This is a genomic window from Roseovarius nitratireducens (genome assembly GCF_002925845.1).
Lineage (GTDB): Bacteria > Pseudomonadota > Alphaproteobacteria > Rhodobacterales > Rhodobacteraceae > Roseovarius > Roseovarius nitratireducens.
This window is the reverse complement of the sequence record NZ_PDNI01000062.1, coordinates 1-21,999: the sequence shown is the minus strand read 5'-3', so window position 1 is coordinate 21,999 and position 21,999 is coordinate 1. Positions and strand designations below refer to the sequence as shown.

The following is a 21,999-nucleotide window of genomic DNA, read 5'->3' as shown; positions in this document are numbered from 1 at the left end:
CGTGACGGCCAGTTTTGACCGGCACTACACCGGCACTACCAAGGCTTGCGAATTGGCAGGAACGCAGGAACACGCGTGCGATAGTTCCGGTAGGTCTCCCCCAATTCCGCAACGAGATCGGCTTCTTCGAAGATCGTTGCGACGAGGACGTAGAGTGCTGCTCCTATCGCGAAGATGAGCTGGCCCATGGTCATGTGCGGCGTGATCCATGGGACGAGCATCCAGCCGAGACTGATTGGATGGCGGATCACTCCGTAGAGCCAACGTCCGGTGAAACCTGCCTCTTGTGCAGGCGCTTCCCTCACCTGCTCCCATGCCTGGGCAAGGCCGAAGAAACGGAAGTGACCGATCGGAAAGGTGGCGCTGAACATCAGGCCCCAGACCGCGAGATACGTCGCCCACAGAAGCCCGGCGCCCAGCGGATCGCGCAGGTGCCAGACCGTCGCCGGGATCGGCTGCCAGAGCCAGACGAGAAGCACTGACATGCCGGCGGTCATGTAGAGATAGGTGGCGCGTTCCAGCGCGGGCGGGATCAGCCGGGTCCAGTGTCTCTTGAACCAGCGCCGCGCTGTGGTGGAATGGTGCAGGCCGAAGCCCCAGAGAAGCGCAAGATTGATGGCCACAGAGGGCCAGAAGGCGCCGGGCTCGCCCACGTCGATTGCCCACGGCAGGGGGAGGTCGGCGAGAAAGGTGACGATCAGCGCAATGCTGGCGAGCCCGGCGAGGTAGCCGCCGATGGCGTAGAGAAGTATAAGGATCTTGCGGCGCATGGCTCGGTCCTTTCGGTCCGGTTCGGTTGGTGGTCAGGCGGGCTGCGGCACGCGGTGGCGCCGCAGGCGGAGCGTGGTGAGAACGCAGGCCACAAGCGTGCCGGCGGCCAGCGCGATCCAAAGCCCCGTGACGCCGAGGCCGACCGCCGTCAGCAGGAGCGCCAGTGGAAGCGTCACGCCCCAGTTGCCGAGTAGCGAGAAGACCATGGGCATCCGGGTGTCCTTCAGGCCCCGCATGAGACCTGCCGCCACCGCACCAAGCGGAACGAGCAGTTCCGAGAGCGCGAGGAGCAGGATCAGTCCGGTCGCAATGGCCGCCGTGGCGGGATCGTCGAAGACGGCGTTCGCGAGCGGAAATGCCAGCGCCGCGAGGATCGACGCATGGGCGACCCCCGCTGCAAGGCCCAGCCGCGTTCCCGCCGAGAAGGGAAGCTGCCGATCTCCCGCCTCTGCCTTGCGCGCCATACGGACCGTCGCCGCCTGCTGAAGCCCGATGGACACGGCATACACGAGGCCGGCAAGACGGATCGTGAGGGCATGCGCTGCCGCCGCCTCTACTCCGAAGCGCGCGGCGAAAAGCGTGGCTCCGAGAAAGACGCCAAGTTCCGCGAGCATCGTGAAGCCGATGGGGAGGCCGAGGCGCAACGCCTCGCGCAGTTCCGCGATAGCCCGAATGTCGCCCCGCCGGTCGCCCGCTCGCTGGCAGACGAGGCCAAGCGCCGCGGCGGTGCCTGTGGCCACGATCAGCGACGAAACCCCGAGCCCGGTGATCCCGAGCCCGTCCCAGCCGCCCGCCCCGTGCATCAGGAGCCAATTCAGAGCGGCATTTGCCGGAACGGCGCAGGCCGTGACGCGGACAATCAGGCCGGGACGCTCCAGCGCCATCAGGCGGTTGCGCAGGACGGCGACGCAAAGCATTGGCACGAGCGTCGCGGCAATGGCCTGCGTGTAGCCGCGCCCGTCCTCCAGGAGCGCCTCGGGGATCCGCAGCCAACAGAGATAATCGGGTGCCGCCCAGACCAACGGCACGGCGACGAAGGCGAGCAGCACGGCGAGCATCCATCCGGCGGCTCGCAGGCGGCGGAGAGACGTTTCGTCCTGCGCCTCGGCTGCAGCGGCATAAAGCGGCGCGAGCCCGCCGATGCATCCGGCCGAGAAGACAAAGACGATGCTGTAGAAGTCGCTCCCGACCGCGACGGCGGCGAGGCCTGCGGGCCCGAATCTCGCCGCCATCAGCGTGTCGGTTACGCTCATGGCCATGTTGACGAGCGCGACGAGCGTCATGGGTCCGGCAAGTCGGAGAAAGGCGCCAGTTTCGGCACGCAGAGCAGAGGTCGGGCGCGGAGGCGCGCCCGCAAGAGCGGTGTCGATCATCGTACTCTCTTTCTTTGAGAGGCCCCAGGCGCGCTTCAGGACCGCGCGACGAACCAGACGTTCATCGGGTCATGCGGCAGGACATGGCGGTCGACCTCGACGAAGCCGGCGCCGCGCAGTATCGCCTCGCAGGTTTCCCAGCCCCACATGGTCCCGAGACCCTCGCCCCCCTGTCCGATCGAGACTGGCGTGCAGTGTGTGAGCGAGATCGCGTAGAGGAACGAGGCCATCGGGAAGTTGAGGTTGTTCTCCAGCCGCGCCGACCCGCCAATGTCCTGGACGAGATAGGTCCCGCCGGGCTTCAGCGAGGCCTTGAGGCCGCGGATTAGACCCTCGGGGTCCTTCTGGTCGTGTATCGCGTCGAATGAGGTGACGAAGTCGAAGCGCCCGGGCTCGGCGTATCCGGTCAGGTCCCGCGCCTCGAAGGTCACGTTGTCGAGGCCGAGCCGACGGACTGCCGCGCGCGCCCAGTCGATGGCATCGCCGCAGAGGTCGTAGCCGGTGAACCGGCTTTCGGGATAGCGCTTCGCCATCTCGATCAGCGCGAGGCCCCGGCCGCAGCCGGCGTCCAACACCTCAATCCCTTGCGCCAGCCGCGCCTCGATACCCGGCGCGAGTGGCAGGATGTGGTCGAAGAGCGCCTCCGCCACAGTCTGACCGCTGTCCTCGGCCATGATCTGGTGGAAGCACGGGTACTCGCCGTACTCCGTCCCCTCGCCGGTCTCGAAACACGCGACGGTGCGGTCCTGAATCTCACCCATCAGCGCCACATGCTGCGCGTAGACAGCGAGGTTGCCGAGCGCCGCACCACGGGTGAGGCAGGCGGCGTGCGCCTCGGGCAAGTGGTAGCGTGAGGTCGCGGGGTCGTAGTCCACGATCCCGCCCGTCACCATCACGGCGAGCCATTCACGGACATAGCGTTCGGCCAGGTCGGCCGCGGTGGCGATCTCGAGGCTCCCGGCCGGCGCCATGCGCGCCATCGTGTCGAAAAGGCCCGTCCTGTGGCCCAGCGAAAGTGACACGGCGACGGCGCCCTGGTTGATGATGCCCGCAATCGTCTCGGCGAAACGCTCGGAGGTGGTGGCGGAGATGTTCTGAAGTTCTGCTGTCATGTCTAATGCTCCCGTTCAGCGGTCTGATCGCTTGCCGATAGCCTCCTGCAAGGGCACCCGGTAAGGGCCGAACTGGACAAGAACGGGCTGATCCTGCCATTCTTGGCCATGAACATTGAAAAAAAGACTGCCGGCCCGAGGATTGCCCTCGTCGCTCTTCCCGAGAGCACGCCGGCGGCGATCTACGGTCTCTACGAGGTATTCCTGTCAGCCGGCCGGACCTGGGAGCAGCTGACCGGCGAGCCCTCGGACGTGCCCTTGATGACACCGCGCATCGTTACCGCAGATGGCGCACCGGTCGAGACGGCCTACGGTCTTGCGATCACGCCGCACGAGGCGATGGGAGAGGCCGACATCGTCATCGTGACGGACCTCGTGCTCGACCCCGACAGGCCGTTCGCGGGCCTCTGGACCCGCCAGATCGAATGGCTGCGCGAGAGATACGCAGCCGGCGCCACGGTCTGTTCGGTCTGCACCGGGACCGCCGTTCTGGCCGAGGCGGGGCTTCTCGATGGTCTCGAGGCAACAACGCATTGGTCGCTCGCGGACCTGCTGCGGCATAATTACCCTGAGGTGCGGCTCGCGGCGCAGAAGATTCTCGTCCCCGCCGGTCCCGAGCACCGCATCATCACCGGCGGCGGCGCGACCGCGTGGGAAGAACTCGCCCTTTATCTTGTCGCAAGGTTCTGCAGCCCAGCCGAGGCCGTGCGTATCGCAAAGATATTTCTGTTCGGCGACCATTCGGAGGGCCAACTGCCATTTGCCGGTGTCCAACGTCCCCGCCGGCACGATGATGCCGTGATCTCGGAAATCCAGGGCTGGATCGCCGACAACTATCACCGTGCCAATCCCGTGGCCGCGATGGTGGAACAGTCGCGCCTCGCCGAGCGCACCTTCATGCGCCGCTTTCGTGCGGCGACGGGCTCCACCCCGATGGAATATGTGCAGACCATGCGGATCGAGGAGGCGAAGCATCTGCTGGAGACAACCGAGGCGGCCATCGACCAGGTGGCGATAGAGGTCGGCTACGAGGATCCCAATTTCTTCCGTCGCCTGTTCAAGCGCCGCGTCGGCGTCACGCCTGCTCGCTACCGGCAGCGTTTCTCCAAGCTGCGTCTGCTCGGAGGCAGGGGCTGAGACTATATTGTTTTCGCAGACGGCCGACCAAAACGTAGTGCGTGGCCGCGGCTGCGTACCCATAAGTACACACTAATTGTGATGGCGCTGGCCCTTGGATTTCGAAGCGGGGAAGTGAAAGCAGACGTTGATGAATTGCGCAGCGAATTAACACTTTCCGCGGATTCTGGGGAAAAACAACGTGTTGCTGCCGCAGAAAATGGCGACCTGAAGAGTGCGCAAGCGCCTTTCTGATCAGGTTTTCTGTGTTTGCTGCGGTGCGGGAAGGATTTTCGCCAGCTTCCGGAGGTTCTGGGCGGTTGCGGCAAGCAGGAATTCGTCGTTTGCGCCGCATGGTCCCCGTAGTCGGAGCCGCCCCAAGCCGAGGATGCGCTTGAGGTGGGCAAAGAGCATCTCGACCTTCTTCCGGAGCTTCATAGAGACCGCGTATTGCTCTGTCCTGGCGATGTCGCGGGCGACCTGGCGGGCGTCTTCGTGTTCCTCGCGGGTGATGGATCTGGCATCGGCGTTCGGGCAGCACTGCTGTTTCGATGGGCAGGCCTGGCAGGTCAGTTTTAGCGCGCGGTATTTGGCCCGACCTTCAATGGTCGGCCCCTGGTTCGGGTCGGAATAGTTCCGGCGGAACTGCTTCAGTGTCTGTCCCTCGGGGCAGATGTATTGGTCGTTCTCTGCGTCCCATTCGAAATCCGCCCGGCTTCAGGTGCCATCGCTGCGGCCAGACTTGTCGAAGACCGGAATATGCGGTGCGATCTTGCGGTCGACCAGCCAGCCCAGCATCGGCCCGGTGCCATAGGTGGTGTCCGCGATCAGGCGTTCGGGATGCAGATCGAATTTGGCCTTCACCCGGTCCAGCATTGTGCGTGTCGAGCCGACCTCCGCCTGCCGGATCGACCTCGTGGCTTCCACATCGACAATCACGCCATGATCCGTGTCGATCAGGTAGTTGTCGGAATAGCTGAAGAATGCCGGCCCCTTGCGTGCTGCGGTCCACTGGCTGGCCGGGTCGGAATGCGAGGTGAACTTGGGCCTGACCTCGCTGGCGGCGCCGAACGCGGCCTCGTCCAGTGTGTCGAGATACTCGCGAACCGCGCGGGGCGCATCGGCCGGGTCGATCCGTGCCGCGTCCCAGTCGTCCTTCGGCGTCGAGTTCTGCTTGTTCGCGTCCGCCTCGATCAGGCTGGCATCCACCGCCATGCGCTGGCCGCTGACCAAGCCCTCTTCGATGCACCGCGCAAACAGGCCGGACAGACGACAGTACTGACGAAAACGACCGCTGAAATTGCCAAAAAACTCTTGCAATGCAGGAGCCACCCACAGATGCCGTTCGATGGTCGATCTGACGCTGCGGTGCAGCTTCCGCAGTGCTGCCATTCACAAGTCAAACAGCATTTCGTTGAGACGCCATTCTGACAATCCATCTTCGGAGAAGAAAATTTAAGGCTTCTGCGCTGCTCCAGGTTAGGGCGGGCCTGCGTACTGGGGTGTAATGTAAGCGGACTGCCAAGCGTGCGAGATGCATTGCTCATTCTAAGCTGCGATTGCCGCGAAAGCACCCAATGGAGAAGTTCATGGACTTGACCACAATCCTCATCATCGTTCTTGTCATTGCCTTGCTCGGTGGAGGCGGTTGGTATGGCCGCGGGCGTTGGTTCTAACCTTTGGCGAAGCATGAATTGTTCGTCCGCAAGGCATGGAACGATGAACTGTTCACCCCGTCCCACCGAAATGGGATCAGCGCAGCGCGCGTGATCCTTCACCCTGATATGGAGGTCCGACAATGAGACACGCACCCCTCGCCGTTGCGACAATCCTTGCCTGCGTTACCGCGCCCACACTCGAAGCGCGGGTCGCGCTTCCCGGGTCCGCGACTTCCGCCCTGACCGCGCCAGCGCCCCAGGACGCTCAAATCGTCAATATCAAGGACAACAAGAGCAACGGCAACGGCAAGGCCAAGAATGAGAAGAGGAAAAACAACGAGCACGCTGGGAAAGATGACAAGCCCTACAAGGATGCCAAGGACAAAAACAAGCGCGACAAGATCAAGGCGAAGGTCAAGCGGTCCAAGGACGACCGTGTGCGCGACTCTGACGCGATCTTGCGCGAGCGCGCACCAGAAGGCCGTGACATGAGCGTGCTGCTTGGCGCCACGCCGCCCGCGTTTTTGGACCCCGACATCATCTTTGCCGACGTGCCCGAGGACCGCCTGCTGACCTATCGCAACTGCCCCCCAGGCCTGGCCAAGAAAGATCCGCCCTGCGTGCCTCCCGGCCTTGCCAAGAAAGGCGTGACCTATGACGAATGGGTCTCCTATGACCACGATCGACTTGACGAAATTTATCTCGAGCAGCGTCTCGACTATCTGGGTCAGGACATCGTGCTCGACGATGACAATCTGTTGCTCAGTTCAAGCCAGATCGCATCGCTTTACGGACTGCGTCCCGCGCCTGCGGGCAGACGCTATGCATTGATCGACGGTCAACCGGTGCTGCTGACCGATGAGGATAACAAATCGTTGCTGGGGATCTATGATCTGGGCAGGGTCGAAAATCTGCCGGCAGGGCAGCGTATCGCGCCCACGGCGGCGCTGACGCAAGACGAACTGCGTCAGACCTACTCGCTGCCGACGCCGGAGCCGGGATACAACTATGCCGTTGTGAATGGCGAACTGGTGACGTTGCAGGACAGCGCCTTTGAGACGTTGCAACTGATCCGGATCGTACGGTCGGCCTTCTGATCCGGTGCGGTAAGACCAATTCCCGACAGTCTCAGCATGACGTGAATGCTGGAACGCATGTTTAACAGAGTTGACGCCACTCGACGAGAGCGACGGAGCGGTTGGTCCAGCATGGCCTGCAAGCCAATCGCCGGGAACAGCAGCTTTTGGGTGCCGTGCACAATCGCCGCGTCCTGATCTCGGTTGGACCGCGCAGAATGAACAGGGTGAAGCGGTCCTATGAAAAGTGGAACTTGAAGCTGGGTTCGACATCTTGGAAATTGCTGCAGAGCGAAACCCGCTTTCGAAGTCATCTGGATGTCGGCTCTCAACTTTGCGGCATGACGGGCTCGCGAAAGCAGCGAAGCTCCGGTCTCCGCCATCCTTGTCGGTGGTCCGTCTCATGCTGCACCTTGCATGAGGGTCCGCTTGGGCTGCCTCCGGTCGTCCACAGTCCCCTTTCACCGCCCCAACACCCCTCGCTCACCCCAGCCGCGCCACCCTGTCGTGACAGGGGCACCCCACCAGGTGATCGTTGACCAGCCCCGCCGCCTGCATGAACGCATAGGTGATCGTCGGCCCGCAGAAGCGAAAGCCGCGGCGTTTCAGGTCCTTCGAAAGTTTACGGGAAATGTCCGTATCGGCCGGCACCTCCGCGAGGGTCGCGAATCGGTTCTGCACCGGCCTGCCGTCCACGAAATCCCAGATGTAGCGGGCAAAGCCCTGCTCCGCCTCGACCTCCTGCCACGCGCGGGCGTTGCCGATGGTGGCCGCGATCTTGCCGCGGTGGCGGATGATGCCCGGATCATCCAGCAGCCGCGCCACCTCGGCCTCGCCCCATCCGGCGATCACGTCCGGGTCGAACCCCGCGAATGCCGCGCGGAAATTCTCGCGCTTGCGCAGTACGGTGATCCAGCTCAGCCCCGCCTGGAACCCCTCCAGCACCAGCGTCTCCCACAGCGCGCGGCTGTCCCGCTCGGGCACGCCCCATTCGGTGTCGTGATAGGTGATGTAGAGCGGGTCGTCGCCCGCCCAGTCACAGCGTTCCATGCCGCCCTCCCGGTGCAAATCGTTCAAATGCGCGCTTTAAACGATCCTTAAGGCCGGACGCGCACCCTGCAAGCGCAGATGGAATCGGAGGGCGGCATGGGGCGCAAGGGAAAATGGGCGGATATCCCCGCCGGGCATGACAGCCCGCTCAACTATGCCGTCTCTGCCCGCGACCGATCGGTGATCGACATGGTCGAGGCGGCGATCCGCCACCGCCAGGTGCTGCTTGCCTTTCAGCCCGTGGTTACCGCCGGACAAACGGACCGCCCGGCCTTCTACGAGGGGTTGATTCGCGTGACCGACGAAACCGGCCGCGTGATCCCCGCGCGCGAGTTCATCACCCAGGTGGAAACGCGCGAGAGCGGGCGCATCATCGACTGCCTCGCGCTGGAAAAGGGGCTCGCCACCCTCGCCGAATACCCCGACCTGCGGCTGTCGATCAACATGTCGGCGCGCTCCATCGGCTATCGCCGCTGGATGCGCACGTTGGGCAAGGGGCTGTCGCGCGATCCCACCATCGCCGAGCGGCTGATCCTCGAAATCACCGAAAGCTCTGCCATGCTGGTGCCCGAGCTGGTCATCGGCTTCATGACCGAGTTGCAGGCCAAGGGCGTGGGCTTTGCCCTCGACGATTTCGGCGCAGGCTACACATCGTTCAGATTTCTCAAGGATTTCTTCTTCGACGTCCTCAAGATCGACGGGCAGTTCATTCGCGGCATCGCCACCAGTGCCGACAACCAGGTGCTCGCCGCCGCGCTGCTGAGCATCGGGCGCCAATTCGACATGGTCACCGTCGCCGAAAGCGTCGAGCGCGCGGATGACGCCGCCTATCTGACGGCGCTCGGGCTCGACTGTCTCCAGGGCTATTATTTCGGCGCGCCCACGGTGCGCCCGCCCTGGCTCGATACCGGGTTTGCACAGGCCACCGGCTGAAACCGGCTGCGGCATAAGGCCACCACCGTTGCCGCGACGCAGCACTTGCGTTATGACGCGCCGGAACACTGGCGCGAAGCGCCAGCCCATCCCGGAGGAGGATATCCATGACCAATGTCGTAATCGCGTCCGCTGCGCGCACCGCTGTCGGCTCTTTCGGCGGCGCGTTCGCCACCACCCCGGCCCACGATCTCGGCGCCGCCGTGCTCGAGGCGGTGGTCGCGCGCGCGGGCATCGACAAGGCCGAGGTCTCCGAGACGATCCTCGGCCAGGTGCTCACCGCCGCGCAGGGCCAGAACCCGGCGCGCCAGGCGCATGTCAACGCCGGCCTGCCCATCGAATCGGCGGCCTGGGGCATCAACCAGGTCTGCGGCTCGGGCCTGCGGGCGGTGGCGCTCGGGGCCCAGCACATCCAGCTCGGCGATGCGCAGATCGTCTGCGCCGGCGGACAGGAAAGCATGACGCTCTCGCCCCACGCCGCGCATCTGCGCGCGGGCCACAAGATGGGCGACATGAAATACATCGACACGATGATCCGCGACGGGCTCTGGGACGCGTTCAACGGCTATCACATGGGCCAGACCGCCGAGAACGTCGCCGACAAGTGGCAGATCACCCGCGAGACGCAGGACGCGTTCGCCGTGGCCAGCCAGAACAAGGCCGAGGCCGCGCAGAAGGCCGGGCGCTTCGATGACGAGGTGATCCCCTTCACCGTCAAGACCCGCAAGGGCGAGACGGTGGTGGACAAGGACGAGTACATCCGCCACGGCGCCACCATCGAGAGCATGCAGAAGCTGCGCCCCGCCTTTACCAAGGATGGATCGGTCACTGCCGCCAACGCCAGCGGCCTCAACGACGGCGCCGCCGCCACCCTGCTGATGAGTGCCGACGAGGCCGAGCGCCGCGGCATCACCCCGCTGGCGCGCATCGCCTCCTACGCCACCGCCGGGGTCGATCCGTCGATCATGGGCGTCGGGCCGGTCAATGCCAGCCGCAAGGCGCTGGAAAAGGCAGGGTGGAGCGTGGATGACCTCGACCTTGTCGAGGCCAACGAGGCCTTTGCCGCGCAGGCCTGCGCCGTCAACAAGGAGATGGGCTGGAACCCCGACATCGTGAACGTCAACGGCGGCGCCATCGCCATCGGCCACCCGATCGGCGCCTCGGGGTGCCGCGTGCTCAACACGCTGCTGTTCGAGATGCAGCGCCGCGACGCCAAGAAGGGTATCGCCACGCTGTGCATCGGCGGCGGCATGGGCGTCGCGCTCTGCGTCGAGCGTCCGTGACCGGCGCGCGATGACGCGGGCACGGATCATCAAAGGGCGCCCCGCACGGCGCCCTTTTTTCCGACCGGCGACAGGCCCTGGCTGCATCGCAGAAGATTTACCGCGCAACATTGTTGCGCTCATCGGGTCAAACCGATAATCAACTTACGAACCAAGCCATAGCGGAGGATATCATGGCCAGAACTGCACTCGTCACCGGAGGATCGCGCGGGATCGGCGCCGCCATTTCCAAGGCGCTCCAAGCCGACGGCTACACCGTCGCCGCCACCTATGCCGGCAACGATGAGGCTGCCGCGAAATTCACCGAGGAAACCGGCATCAAGACCTACAAGTGGAACGTGGCCGATTATGACGAGTCCAAGGCCGGGATCGCACAGGTCGAGGCCGATCTCGGCCCGATCGAGATCGTCGTGGCCAACGCGGGCATCACCCGCGACGCGCCCTTCCACAAGATGACGCCGCAGCAATGGGGCGACGTGATCGACACCAACCTCACCGGCGTGTTCAACACCGTCCACCCGGTGTGGCCGGGCATGCGCGAGCGCGGCTTTGGCCGGGTCGTGGTGATCTCTTCGGTCAACGGCCAGAAGGGCCAGTTTGCGCAGGCCAACTATGCCGCGACCAAGGCCGGCGATCTCGGTATCGTGCGCAGCCTCGCACAGGAAGGGGCGGCCAAGGGCATTACCGCCAACGCCGTGTGCCCCGGCTACATCGCCACCGAAATGGTCATGGCGGTGCCGGAAAAGGTGCGCGAGGCGATCATCGGCATGATCCCGGCGGGCCGCTTGGGCGAGCCGGAGGAAATCGCCCGCTGCGTGAGCTTCCTCGTCTCCGACGACGCGAGCTTTATCAACGGCTCGACCATCTCCGCCAATGGCGGACAGTTCTTCTCGTAATCAAACGAGCGTGCCGGGGGCCGGGCCGCGCGCCCGGCCCGCGCCGCCTGTCAGGCGTTGATCGTCAGGCGCTCGATTTCTTCCTTGATTTTCAGTTTCTGTTTCTTGAGTTCCGCGAGTTCCAGCGAGCTCGCTCCCGGGGCGCGTTGCGCCGCCTCCACCTTTTCCGAGAGCGCGTGATGTTTCTTCTTCAGTTCCTCGATATGCGAACTCAAGCTCATTGGCTGTCTCCTCAGTGAAATGGGTGTCCCATGGACATGGGAATTGCAGCACAGTTTTACAATTCTGTCACGCTGCGCCCGCGAGATGCGCGGCTTTTTTCCGATCGGATTTTCGGCAATTCACCGGCAAAAGGGCAGGGGGGCCGCGTCGCGCAGGACCGAGGCCGTTGATCGTGTGAGATTTTCCCCGTCGCCTGCGTGGCGCGGCCCCTCGTGCAGCAGCCAGCCGTCGCAGAGCCGGAGCGCCGCGCGTCCGCCCTTGCGCGCCCGCACCAGCACCAGTCGCGCCGCCCGTCCGCGCCGGGGAATCAGCGGCAACACCTCGACCGAGCCGCGCATCGCCGCCAGCAGGTCGGCCAGCCGCTCGGCCCGGTGGATGATGCAGACATGCCCCCCTGGGCGGCAGCGCCGCAGCGCCACCGCGATCCAGTCGGCCAGCGGCACCGCCTCGCCCAGCGCCCCCTCGCGCCCGGTATCGGCGGCGGGCGTGCCCGCGCGCCGGTCGAAATAGGGCGGGTTGGCGATGACGTGGTCGAATTGCCGCTGCCGCAGGGCCGCGGGCATCGCGGCCACGTCGCCGGTCAGCACCTCCATCTCGGCACCATTATGCGCCGCGTTCGCGCGCGCCAGCGCGGCATAGGCGGGCTGCATCTCCAGCCCAGCAAGCCGCACGCCCGGCACCCGCGCCGCCACGCACAGCGCCGCCGCACCGGCGCCACAGCCCAGGTCGAGCAGCGTCTCGCCCGCCTGCGCCGGGACCGCGGCGGCGAGCAGCACCGGGTCGATCCCGGCGCGATACCCCGCGCGCGGCTGCGCGATCTCCAGCCGCCCGCCAAGAAAGGCATCGCGGCTCAGGTCGGCCGGGGCAAACGGCTCAGTCCTCAAGCGAGAACCCGTTGTCGAGAAGTGTCGTCCGCGCCGCGTCATAATCGGCCTCGCCAACCATCAGGCGGCGCGGGAAAATCCCGATCGAGCCTTCCAGAACGCTCATGTTTACGTCCATTTCAAAGCAGTCTATATCCTCGCCCTGAAGCAGCGCCTTGGCAAACGCCATGTTGGCCATGTCGGTGGTGCGGTAAAGCTGTCTCATGTCTGCGAGATAAGGGCACCGCGCAGGATTTGTCGAGGGCCGGGGGGACCGATGAGCTTGGACGAGGCAGCCACCAAACCGCACGAGGCGCTGGCCGCGCATCTCGCCGCCAAGCTCGGCGATGTCGATACCCTCATCCGCGCGCGCATGGCCTCGCGCCACGCGCCCCGCATCCCCGAGGTGACGGCCCATCTCGTCGAGGCGGGCGGCAAGCGGCTGCGCCCGATGCTGACGCTCGCCTCCGCCGATCTGTGCGGCTACGCGGGCGATCACGACGTGCGCCTCGCCGCCACGGTGGAATTCATCCACACCGCCACGCTCTTGCATGACGACGTTGTCGACGAGAGCGCGAGCCGCCGCGGCCGACCCACCGCCAACCTATTGTGGGACAACAAGTCGAGCGTCCTGGTGGGCGATTACCTCTTCGCCCGCGCCTTTCAACTCATGGTCGAGACGGAGTCGCTGCGCGTGCTCGACATCCTGTCGGACGCCGCCGCCACCATCGCCGAGGGCGAGGTGCTTCAGCTCAGCACCGCGCGCGACCTTGCCACGACAGAGGCGCTCTATCTCCAGGTGGTGCGCGGCAAGACGGCGGCGCTTTTCTCGGCGGCGACGCAGGTGGGCGGCGTGATCGCGGGGGCACCCGAGCCACAGGTGCGCGCGCTCTATGATTATGGCGACGCGCTCGGCATCGCCTTCCAGATCGTCGATGACCTGCTCGACTACCAGGGCGATGCGCGCGCCACCGGCAAGAACGTGGGCGACGATTTCCGCGAGCGCAAGCTCACCCTGCCGGTGATTCGCGCGCTGGCGCAGGCCGACGACAGCGAGCGCGCCTTCTGGCGGCGCGCCATCGAGAAGGGCGATCAGCAGGACGGCGATCTCGAGCGTGCGCTCGACATCCTGCACGCACGCGGCGCGCTCGAAGAGACGCGGGCCGCCGCGCAGGGCTGGATCGCGGATGCGCGCACAGCACTCGGGGTTCTGCCAGAACACCCGGTGCGCGACATGCTCGATCATCTTGCCGATTACGTGGTCGCGCGCCTCACCTGAGCCGCGTCGCCACCACCCACCAATAGGGCCGCTGCGCCGCGATCCGCGCCGCCGCCCGTGTTGCCGCCATCGCGTCGGGGTAAAGCCCGTAACAGGTGGCCCCCGATCCCGACATCCGCGCCAGCGCGCAGTCCTGGCTCTCGCGCAAGCCTTCCAGCACCGTGCCGATCTCGGGGCAGAGCGCCTGCGCCGGGTCTTCCAGGTCGTTGCGCTGCGTGGCGAGCCAGCGGGCGCAGTCGGCGCGATCGTGCCAGCGCGGCAGCACCTCGGGCAGTCCGTCGTTCTCGCGCCGGTCGAGACGGGCGAACACGCCCGGCGTGGCCACCGGCACGCGCGGGTTGACCAGCACCGCGTCGAGCGCGGGCAGCCCGTCCACCGGCAGCACCTCCTCGCCGATCCCGCGCATCCGCGCTGCCCGCGCCAGCAGGCACACGGGCACATCCGCCCCCAGCGCCAGCACGCCCCCGGGCACCGCGATGCCCCCAAGCCGCGCCAGCGCGCGCAGCGTGGCCGCCGCGTCGCTCGATCCGCCGCCGATGCCGGCAGCGGTGGGCAGGTGCTTGTCGAGGGTGATATCGGCCGCGACGCCGATCAGCGCGGCGGCCCGCAGCACCGTGTTTTCCCCGCCGCGCGGCACACCCGCCGCCATCGGCCCGGTCACGCGCAGCCGCGTGCGTGTGGCGGGGCGGGCCTGCACATGGTCGCCGATATCGGCAAAGGCCACCAGCGAATCGAGCAGGTGATAGCCGTCGGCCCGTCGGCCCGTGACATGCAGCGCGAGGTTGATCTTGGCAGGGGCGGCCTCGTGGACGCCCGCGTCAGCCGCCGTCATCGACCATCCGGAGCGGTTCGGCACCTTCGTCGTGCAGCACCTTGTCGAGCCCGACCTCCAGTTTGCGGCGCACGCGCTCGGGGCCGAGATCGGGCGAGGGCGTGGTCTCGTGCAGCGACAGCGCGCGCCGCCACTGGAATCGCGCCTCGGTTTTGCGCTCCACGGCCCAGAGCACGTCGCCCAGATGGTCGTTGACCACAGGATCCGTGGGCATCAACTCGGCGGCGCGCTCCATGTGGCCGATCGCCTCGTCGTAGCGGCCCAGCCGGTAGAGCACCCAGCCGAGGCTATCGACGATATAGCCGCTGTCGGGTCGTGCCGCGACGGCACGCTCGATCATGTCGAGCGCCTCGTCGAGGTTCACGCCCTTCTCGACCATCGTGTAACCGAGATAGTTGAGCACCTGCGGGTGATCGGGGTTCAGGTCCAGCGCGCGGCGGAAATCGGCCTCGGCCTCGGGCCAGTTGTCCAGCCGCTCGTGGGCGATGGCGCGCACGTAGTAGACAAACCATTGCGGGTTGTCGCGCTCTTCCAGCAGGGTGACGGCGCGGTCATAGGCGGCGATCGCCTCCTCGTATTCCTCCTGCTCGCGGTGCAGGTCGCCCGCCGCCACGTGGATATCCACGATCTCGGGCAAATGCCCGGCAAGCTGGGCCAGCACCTCTGCCGCGGCGTCGGGCTTGCCGGTGGTGCGCAGCGCCTCGGCGCGGCCCAACTCGGCGGTGTGGAACGCCGGATGATCGCGCGGCACGCTGGCGAACGCGTCGATGGCGAGCTTGTATTGCTCCATGCTCTGAAGCGTCTCGGCGGCGGTGATGGTGGCGTACACATGGTCCGGGTCGATGGCCTCGGCGGCGCGGGCATAGATCAGCACGAATTCGTCATTGGCCTCCTGCATGAGCGCGCGTGCCAGCGAGAAGAACACCTCGGCCACCCCGTCCCGCGGCCCTTCGACCATCGTGAAGGGCACCGTTTCCCCCGCCTCCAGCCGCGCGCGCAGATTGGCGATCTCGGGGGCGGGCGTGCTGCCGAACGTGTCCTCGAGAACGCTCAGCGCGCGGTCCGTCTCGCCCAGTTGGCTCAGCACCTGCGCCCAGGCGACGACGCCGCTGCGCGTGCGCTGCACCTGCCCATCGGATTCGCCGGAAAACACCCGGTCCGCGGCCTCGAAATCGCCCACCACCGCCAGCGCCAGCGCCTTGTGATAGAGCGCGAAATTGCGCAGGCCCTGCTCCTCTGCCAGTGCGTCGATCCGCTCCAGCGCCGCCGACATGTCGCCGTGCCCCAGCTCGGCCCAGGCCGCGATCATGCCGTCGGCAAGCTCGCCCGCCCCGCGCCCCGCCTCGATGCGCGTCAGAAGCCCGGCCCAGTCTTCGTCCTGCGCCGCCTCGACGATGAGCGGGATCTGCGCGACCTGGCTTTGTGCGCCCTCGGCCTCCATCTTGCGGGCCACGGCCGCCGCCCGGTCCACCTGTCCCAGCGCCATGTAGGCGAATGCTGCGCTCTCCAGGACCTCGACATTGCCCGGGTCGCGCGTCAGCACCTGCGCGTAATACTGTGCCGCGGCGGCAAAATCGCCCTGCGTGCGGGCGTGTTGCGCGGCGAGATAGGCGCCCGACGGCGCCTGCGCCGCCCCTTGCGTGCCCAGCGTCACAAAAACGGCGAGCGCGGCCAGAAACCTGCGATGCGTCACGATGGGGCCCCTTATTGCTGCAAACCACTGGACATACCTAATGTGCCGTCCGGCCCAAGGCAATGCGGCGCGGGCCCGCGCCCGCGCCGCCGCCGGTCACGCCTGCGTCACATGTTGGGATAGTTCGGCCCGTCGCCGCCCTGCGGCGTGACCCAGGTGATGTTCTGGCTCGGGTCCTTGATGTCGCAGGTCTTGCAATGCACGCAGTTCTGGAAATTGATGACGAAGCGCGGGTCGCTTCCCTCCTCGTGCACCACTTCGTAGACACCCGCAGGGCAGTAGCGCTGCGCCGGCTCGGCGTATTCCGGCAGGTTTACGCTGATCGGCACCTCCGGGTCGCCCAGTTGCAGGTGACAGGGCTGGTTCTCCTCGTGGTTGGTCATCGAGAAGCTCACGTTGGTCAGCCGGTCGAAGCTCAGCTTGCCGTCGGGCTTGGGATAGTCGATCGGCTTGTGATCGCTCGCCTTTCCGGTCGCCTCGGCATCGGACTTGCCATGCCCCAGCGTGCCCAGCAGGCTGAACCCGGCGGTGTTGGTCCACATGTCGAACCCACCCAGCGTGAGCGAGGTCAGAAGCCCGTATTTCGACCAAAGCGGCTTGACGTTGCGCACCTTCTTGAGGTCGCGGCCGATCGGGCCCTCGCGCACCTCGGTCTCATACGCGCTCAGCTCGTCGCTCGCGCGGCCTGCCTTGATCGCCTCGTGCGCGGCCTCGGCGGCGGCCTTGCCCGAGAGCATCGCGTTGTGGTTGCCCTTGATGCGCGGCACGTTGACCATCCCCACCGAACAGCCCAGCAGTGCCACGCCCGGCGCCACCATTTTCGGCATCGACTGCCAGCCCCCCTCCGAGATCGCCCGCGCGCCATAGGCCACGCGCTTGCCCCCTTTCAGCAGGTCGGCGACCATCGGATGATGCTTGAACCGCTGGAATTCCATGTAGGGATAGAGATGCGGGTTCTCGTAGTTGAGGTGCACCACGAAGCCCACGTAAACTTGGTTGTTTTCGAGGTGATAGATAAAGCTGCCGCCGCCGGCGTTCTTGCCCAGCGGCCAGCCCATCGTGTGGGTGACGCTGCCCTCGCGGTGCTTGTCGGGGTCCACCTCCCAGATTTCCTTCATGCCGAGCCCGTATTTCTGCGGCTCGACACCGCTGGCGAGGTCGTATTTCGCGATCACCTCCTTTGACAGGCTGCCGCGCACGCCCTCCGAGAGGAACACGTACTTGCCGTGCAGCTCCATTCCCGGCTCATAGTTCGGCCCCGGGGTGCCGTCCGGGTTGCGGCCGAATTCGCCCGCAACCACGCCCTTGACCTCGCCACCGTCGCCATAGACCATCTCCGAGCAGGCCATGCCGGGGAATATCTCGACGCCCAGTTCCTCGGCCTGTTCGGCCATCCAGCGGCAGACATTGCCCATCGAGACGATGTAATTGCCGTGGTTGTTCATCAGTGGCGGCATCGGCCAGTTGGGCACCCGGACGCGGCCCGCCGCGCCCAGCATGTAGAAATTGTCGTCGCGCACCGGCACGTTCAGCGGCGCGCCACGCTCTTTCCAGTCGGGGAGGAGCGCGTCGAGGCCAGAGGGATCGAGCACCGCGCCCGACAGGATATGCGCGCCGACCTCCGAGCCCTTTTCCAGCACCACCACGTCGAGGCTCTCGTCGAGTTGTTTCAACCGGATCGCGGCCGAGAGGCCCGCGGGCCCCGCCCCCACGATCACCACGTCGTATTCCATCGCTTCGCGCGTCGCTTCGCTCATCGTCTCCATCCTCTTTCCGGGCCGCGCGCCGCGATCGCTCGCTCCCGCGCAACAAAGTTGCGAGAGTGACTATCGCGCGTCCGCTTGAGGCGTCAATTGAAACACGACGTTATGACATGCCGAAACCGGCAATTTGTCGCGTTCGCGGCCATGTTCGCGCGCGCCAAACGTGCACCCCCGGCGATCCCCTCTTGCAATCGGGCGCGCGCTTCGTGCACTCTCGATCGCACAATTGGAAACCACCAACGGGGCTGCGGGTTCGCGGCCCCTCTTGCGATGATGGACGCGCGCGATGGAAAAGATACCGATGACAGCCGCCGGTCACGAAGCGCTGGAAAAAGAGCTCAAGCACCTCAAGTCGGTCGAGCGCCCCGCCATCATCCGCGCCATCGCAGAGGCGCGCGAGCATGGCGATCTCAGCGAGAATGCCGAATACCATTCCGCCAAGGAAAAACAGTCCTTCATCGAGGGTCGCATCAAGGAGGTCGAGGGCATCCTCAGCCTCGCCGAGGTGATCGACCCCAAGCGTCTGTCGGGCGCGATCAAGTTCGGTGCCACCGTGACCCTGATCGACGAGGACACCGAGGCCGAGCACACATGGCAGATCGTCGGCGAACACGAGGCCAGTATCGAGAAGGGCCTGCTCAACATGAGATCACCCATCGCCCGCGCGCTCATCGGCAAGGAAGAGGGCGATAGCGTCGAGGTGCGCACGCCCGGCGGCGAGCGGTCCTACGAGGTGGTCAAGATCGCCTATATCTGAGGCAAAGGCCCGGCACATGGCCCCATCATCCGATCCCTCGCCGCGTCCCGCAGCCACCTCGCCCAGCGAGCGGCTGACCGCGGTCGAGATCATCGCCGCGATCCTGTCGGTGGCGTGGCTCGCCGGGGCGGCGGTCTACTTCATCGTGCTCGCACCCGGCCCCGAGTCGGCGGGCCGCGCGCTGCATTTCGTGACCGTGCTGATCGCGGTGTTCATGCCGGTGGCGATGCTGTGGGTGGGGGCCACCGCCGCCCGCGCCAGCCGCACCATGCGCGAGGAAAGCGCGCGGCTGCGCGCCGCCATCGACGCCATTCGCGAGGCCTATATCGCGCAGAACACGTCGCTCGGCGCGACGGTGGACAAGACCGTGGCCCAGAAACTCGACGAGATCGTGGCCGCTCAGCGCAAGACCGAGACCGCGCTCGCCACCTTTTCCTCGGTCCGCGTCGAAGAGCCGCCACGCCCGGTCCATCCCGCGCCCCCGGCGCCCGATCCGTCCTCGGGCCAGGTCGTGCTGCCGCTTGGCACCCCCGCCGAAGAGACCGCGCCGCCGCTCGATCGGGAGGATTTCATCCGCGCGCTCAATTTCCCCGAAAGCCCCGAGGACAAGGCCGGGTTCAACGCGCTGCGCCGCGCGCTCAAGGACCGGCCCACCGCGCAGCTCGTGCGCGCCGCGCAGGACGTGCTCACCCTGCTGGCGCAGGACGGCATCTACATGGACGATATGCGCCCCGACATGGCCCGCCCCGAGATATGGCGCCGCTTCGCCGCCGGAGAGCGCGGCCGCGCCGTCGCCGCCTTGGGCGGTATCCGCGACCGCTCGTCGCTGGCGCTCACCGCGGCGCGCATGAAACAGGACGCGATCTTTCGCGACGCGGCGCACCATTTCCTGCGGCTTTTTGACCGGATGGTATCGGACTTCGCCGAGACAGCGACCGATGCCGAGATATCCGACCTCTCCGAAACCCGCACCGCCCGCGCCTTCATGCTTCTGGGGCGGGTCAGCGGGACATTCGCCTGAGCCTAAAACGGTATCTCATCGTCAAGCGAGTTTCTCGAAATCTCGCCTTCGATCAATTCAAAGGCATGCCTTCCTGCATCCGCAAAACGGGCCGCCGTCAACTGTTCGAGACGGTGAAGAGAGGCGGGTTCAGCCTGCTAGAGGACGTGGTCACGCCACAAGGTGTTTAGCGCTATATCCCACCCCGTCGCCGTTCCCGGCCGGGAACGGCGACGGGGCATTCATAGCAGGGATGAGACACATAAGGTGTTTGATCCCACGGTTTGATGGTGCGATCCTTTCGCGGGAATGGAAGGAAGTGCCGAGCGCGCGATCCACCCGCCCCATGCAGGATGCACAGGACATGCCGTCAATGGCGTTCTTGATATGCTTCGTGTCCATCATTCCGGCGTTCCATCTTGCGAGGTTCCTTCCTACATGCGGCTTCCTGTAACTGGAGGATCAAGAGGTCATCCGCGAGTTCTGTGGGCTGGCTTCAACAGGGCTGAACCGATCATTTGAACCGAGATATCGAAGAATTTTAGTCAACCGGTTTCCATTTCTGAATGCGGTTGTTGAGGAAATCGGCGACGAATACCGTCCCATCCGCGGCGACATCGACAGCGATGGAATGCCGAAACTGGCCGTCGCCGTCGCCCGTTTCGCCAAATGCCGTCAGAAACGTGCCATCCGGCGAGAACTTCTGAACCCGGTCATTGTAGAAATCCGCCACGAAGACATTGCCTTCGGGACCGATGGCGACGCTCGTGACCGTGGTGAACCAACCGTTGAACGGACCAAAAATGTTCATGGCGAAAGGGCCGCCCCATTTATGCGAGAACCCGCCCTCGGGCCCAAACACCTGCACCCGGTCGGCATATCCGTCGGCGACGATCAATTGTCCACCCTCCCCCAGGGCGGCATCGGTTGGATAGATGAAAGCGCCGGCCCCGCTGCCCGGATCTCCGGTGGCGCCCCACTGCCGGACGAACGAGCCGTCGGGGCGCAGCTGCTGTACCCGGTGATTGTAGAAATCAGCAACATAGAGATCGCCGTTCAGAGCGACCGCGACACCGCCCGGCGCGTCGAATTCGCCACGGCCATCGCCCTTGCGGCCAATGATGCGTCTTGATGTACCGTCAAGGCCGAACACTTGGATACGGTCGTTGAAATATTCCGGCACATAGAGCGTGCCATCATGGATGGTCAGGTTCATTGGCCGCCCGAGATCACCCGGACCATCGCCCGGTTGGCCGAAGGACCGCTTGAAGCTGCCGTCAAGGTCGAAGACCTGGATGCGGCCGTTGCGGGAATCAGCGACGAAAAGCTCATTACCGGCCACGGCGAGCCCGGTTGGGTCGTTAAACTCGCCCGGCGCGGTGCCCTTGCCGCCCCATGCCTTGACGAACTCGTAGCCGGGCTCTTGTGCGGAGGGCACGAAGACGAGCCATCCGACCGCCAGCAGAAGAATGGCCAGACCGGCGATACCCGTAAGTCCCTTCAGAATCACCGATCGCACCTTCATTTTGGATCCTTCAGAAATTCAGCCGGAAACCGGCACGAACGGTGATGTCATCCTCGAGTGCCTGCCCATTCAGGTCCTGCCAGACCGGAACTTGCACCGCCCCTTCCAGCACCCAGCGTTTGGTTACGTATTGCAGCGTCGGAGCCAGAAGCAGGCTCTCACCTCCCGAATGCGGATCGTCGGTGCCCGCGACGCGATTGTTGTCGCGGTGGAGGAAATTTACCTCCATCCCGGCATAGAGAAATCCCGGCACGCCGCCACGCAACTCCCGCGGCCAGACCCGATATTGCGCAGAGGCGTCAAGCCGCAATTCATCGCCGAACTCGAACCCGTTCGCCTTTGTGTTGGCCTTGTAGGCGATCTGCGCGTCGAACTGAAAATCGAGCGTCTGGTATGTGCTGACAACGCCCAGGAACGGATCCCACGAGCCTGAGCCCGATTGCAACGGCTGAGGTAGACGGCCGAAACTGTCACGTCCATCATCATCGCCTGTGGGCAACTCTATCCCGGCAAACGGCGCGATGCGAAAACTCCGGCCGCGCCCGTCCTTCTGGTACATCGTGTAGCGCGCAAAGATGCGGGCATCGCCGAACCCGCTGGTTCCGCGGGTAATCCGCGCGTCGGCAGGCGTGGTCAGATCGAGGCTCTTGTCAAGGTAAGGGAGCATGCCGAATAGCGTAAGATCGCTGGTCACGCCATAAGCCAGCACGGATATGCCCCCCGACACCTCCAGATCGCGGTTGGCCGGGCCTGGGTCGTCATCGGCCTTGCGGTAAAGGAACTGTTCGCGAAACACG

21 protein-coding genes and 1 pseudogene are annotated in these 21,999 nt (G+C 65.5%); 9 read left to right on the top strand and 13 right to left on the bottom strand.

From position 1 onward, the window contains the following. Positions 1 to 35: 35 nt before the first annotated feature. The 3 genes from CRJ03_RS12520 to CRJ03_RS12510 all read right to left on the bottom strand — a co-directional run bounded on the left by CRJ03_RS12520 (position 36) and on the right by CRJ03_RS12510 (position 3,256). Positions 36 to 770 carry a methyltransferase family protein gene (locus CRJ03_RS12520; RefSeq protein WP_104019216.1) on the bottom strand — a complete coding sequence of 245 codons (735 nt, stop codon included), beginning with the start codon at positions 768 to 770 and terminating at the stop codon, positions 36 to 38. Positions 771 to 803: 33 nt separating this feature from the next. Beyond that, positions 804 to 2,054, bottom strand: coding sequence for an MATE family efflux transporter (locus CRJ03_RS12515; RefSeq protein WP_206018363.1), 1,251 nt, complete (start codon positions 2,052 to 2,054; stop codon positions 804 to 806). Positions 2,055 to 2,179: 125 nt separating this feature from the next. Beyond that, complete coding sequence (locus CRJ03_RS12510; protein WP_104019214.1) at positions 2,180 to 3,256, bottom strand: class I SAM-dependent methyltransferase; 1,077 nt, start codon at positions 3,254 to 3,256, stop codon at positions 2,180 to 2,182. A 108-nt stretch (positions 3,257 to 3,364) separates the two neighbouring features. Here CRJ03_RS12510 and CRJ03_RS12505 point away from each other — a divergent pair, with 108 nt between their 5' ends. Together CRJ03_RS12505 and CRJ03_RS19920 are read left to right on the top strand one after the other, a co-directional pair. After that, positions 3,365 to 4,393 (top strand): GlxA family transcriptional regulator, encoded by a 1,029-nt coding sequence (locus CRJ03_RS12505; protein ID WP_104019213.1) that lies wholly within the window; start codon positions 3,365 to 3,367, stop codon positions 4,391 to 4,393. Positions 4,394 to 4,474: 81 nt separating this feature from the next. Then, a complete protein-coding gene (locus CRJ03_RS19920) occupies positions 4,475 to 4,627 on the top strand; it encodes a hypothetical protein (RefSeq protein WP_165375311.1) in 153 nt (50 codons plus the stop codon). On the opposite strand, the pseudogene CRJ03_RS12500 reads toward CRJ03_RS19920, so the two are convergent. Then, a pseudogene (locus tag CRJ03_RS12500) lies at positions 4,628 to 5,674 on the bottom strand (transposase); the annotation flags it as partial. 496 nt (positions 5,675 to 6,170) lie between these two features. On the opposite strand from CRJ03_RS12500, the gene CRJ03_RS12495 reads away from it, so the two are divergent. After that, positions 6,171 to 7,127 carry a transketolase gene (locus CRJ03_RS12495; RefSeq protein WP_240611663.1) on the top strand — a complete coding sequence of 319 codons (957 nt, stop codon included), beginning with the start codon at positions 6,171 to 6,173 and terminating at the stop codon, positions 7,125 to 7,127. Between the two features lie 462 nt (positions 7,128 to 7,589). Here the strand turns inward: CRJ03_RS12495 and CRJ03_RS12490 are convergent, their stop codons facing one another. Further along, complete coding sequence (locus CRJ03_RS12490; protein ID WP_104019272.1) at positions 7,590 to 8,156, bottom strand: DNA-3-methyladenine glycosylase I; 567 nt, start codon at positions 8,154 to 8,156, stop codon at positions 7,590 to 7,592. A 96-nt stretch (positions 8,157 to 8,252) separates the two neighbouring features. Here CRJ03_RS12490 and CRJ03_RS12485 point away from each other — a divergent pair, with 96 nt between their 5' ends. The 3 genes from CRJ03_RS12485 (at position 8,253) to phbB (ending at position 11,268) form a co-directional block, all read left to right on the top strand. Next, positions 8,253 to 9,089: an EAL domain-containing protein gene (locus CRJ03_RS12485; RefSeq protein ID WP_104019271.1), complete on the top strand. Its 837-nt coding sequence runs from the start codon at positions 8,253 to 8,255 to the stop codon at positions 9,087 to 9,089. 107 nt (positions 9,090 to 9,196) lie between these two features. Next, positions 9,197 to 10,372: an acetyl-CoA C-acetyltransferase gene (locus tag CRJ03_RS12480; protein ID WP_104019212.1), complete on the top strand. Its 1,176-nt coding sequence runs from the start codon at positions 9,197 to 9,199 to the stop codon at positions 10,370 to 10,372. Positions 10,373 to 10,545: 173 nt separating this feature from the next. Continuing rightward, complete coding sequence (phbB, locus tag CRJ03_RS12475; RefSeq protein WP_104019211.1) at positions 10,546 to 11,268, top strand: acetoacetyl-CoA reductase; 723 nt, start codon at positions 10,546 to 10,548, stop codon at positions 11,266 to 11,268. A gap of 50 nt (positions 11,269 to 11,318) precedes the next feature. Here phbB and CRJ03_RS12470 read toward each other — a convergent pair whose 3' ends face one another. From CRJ03_RS12470 to CRJ03_RS12460, 3 genes are all read right to left on the bottom strand, one after another. Further along, on the bottom strand, positions 11,319 to 11,489 hold the full coding sequence (locus CRJ03_RS12470) for a YdcH family protein (protein ID WP_104019210.1): 171 nt from the start codon (positions 11,487 to 11,489) through the stop codon (positions 11,319 to 11,321). Between the two features lie 120 nt (positions 11,490 to 11,609). After that, on the bottom strand, positions 11,610 to 12,374 hold the full coding sequence (locus tag CRJ03_RS12465) for a tRNA1(Val) (adenine(37)-N6)-methyltransferase (RefSeq protein WP_240611662.1): 765 nt from the start codon (positions 12,372 to 12,374) through the stop codon (positions 11,610 to 11,612). Next, a complete protein-coding gene (locus CRJ03_RS12460; RefSeq protein ID WP_104019208.1) occupies positions 12,364 to 12,579 on the bottom strand; it encodes a putative signal transducing protein in 216 nt (71 codons plus the stop codon). The genes CRJ03_RS12465 and CRJ03_RS12460 overlap by 11 nt, the downstream gene beginning before the upstream one ends. A 51-nt stretch (positions 12,580 to 12,630) precedes the next feature. Here CRJ03_RS12460 and CRJ03_RS12455 point away from each other — a divergent pair, with 51 nt between their 5' ends. Continuing rightward, positions 12,631 to 13,632, top strand: coding sequence for a polyprenyl synthetase family protein (locus tag CRJ03_RS12455; protein WP_104019207.1), 1,002 nt, complete (start codon positions 12,631 to 12,633; stop codon positions 13,630 to 13,632). On the opposite strand, the gene CRJ03_RS12450 is transcribed toward CRJ03_RS12455, so the two are convergent. From CRJ03_RS12450 to CRJ03_RS12440, 3 genes are all read right to left on the bottom strand, one after another. Beyond that, a complete protein-coding gene (locus CRJ03_RS12450) occupies positions 13,625 to 14,464 on the bottom strand; it encodes a 4-(cytidine 5'-diphospho)-2-C-methyl-D-erythritol kinase (protein WP_104019206.1) in 840 nt (279 codons plus the stop codon). The two genes, CRJ03_RS12455 and CRJ03_RS12450, sit on opposite strands and share 8 nt — an antisense overlap. After that, positions 14,451 to 16,157 (bottom strand): tetratricopeptide repeat protein, encoded by a 1,707-nt coding sequence (locus CRJ03_RS12445; RefSeq protein WP_240611661.1) that lies wholly within the window; start codon positions 16,155 to 16,157, stop codon positions 14,451 to 14,453. Before CRJ03_RS12445 ends, CRJ03_RS12450 begins: the two co-directional genes overlap by 14 nt. Positions 16,158 to 16,264: 107 nt before the next feature. Then, positions 16,265 to 17,914 (bottom strand): electron transfer flavoprotein-ubiquinone oxidoreductase, encoded by a 1,650-nt coding sequence (locus CRJ03_RS12440; protein ID WP_104019204.1) that lies wholly within the window; start codon positions 17,912 to 17,914, stop codon positions 16,265 to 16,267. 292 nt (positions 17,915 to 18,206) lie between these two features. On the opposite strand from CRJ03_RS12440, the gene greA reads away from it, so the two are divergent. Beyond that, on the top strand, positions 18,207 to 18,677 hold the full coding sequence (gene greA / locus CRJ03_RS12435) for a transcription elongation factor GreA (protein ID WP_104019203.1): 471 nt from the start codon (positions 18,207 to 18,209) through the stop codon (positions 18,675 to 18,677). A gap of 16 nt (positions 18,678 to 18,693) precedes the next feature. Continuing rightward, positions 18,694 to 19,698 (top strand): hypothetical protein, encoded by a 1,005-nt coding sequence (locus CRJ03_RS12430; protein WP_104019202.1) that lies wholly within the window; start codon positions 18,694 to 18,696, stop codon positions 19,696 to 19,698. 520 nt (positions 19,699 to 20,218) lie between these two features. Here CRJ03_RS12430 and CRJ03_RS12425 read toward each other — a convergent pair. Continuing rightward, a complete protein-coding gene (locus CRJ03_RS12425) occupies positions 20,219 to 21,202 on the bottom strand; it encodes an NHL repeat-containing protein (RefSeq protein ID WP_104019201.1) in 984 nt (327 codons plus the stop codon). A gap of 10 nt (positions 21,203 to 21,212) precedes the next feature. Continuing rightward, on the bottom strand, positions 21,213 to 21,999 hold a 787-nt coding region (locus tag CRJ03_RS12420), incomplete at its 5' end, for a transporter (protein ID WP_165375271.1).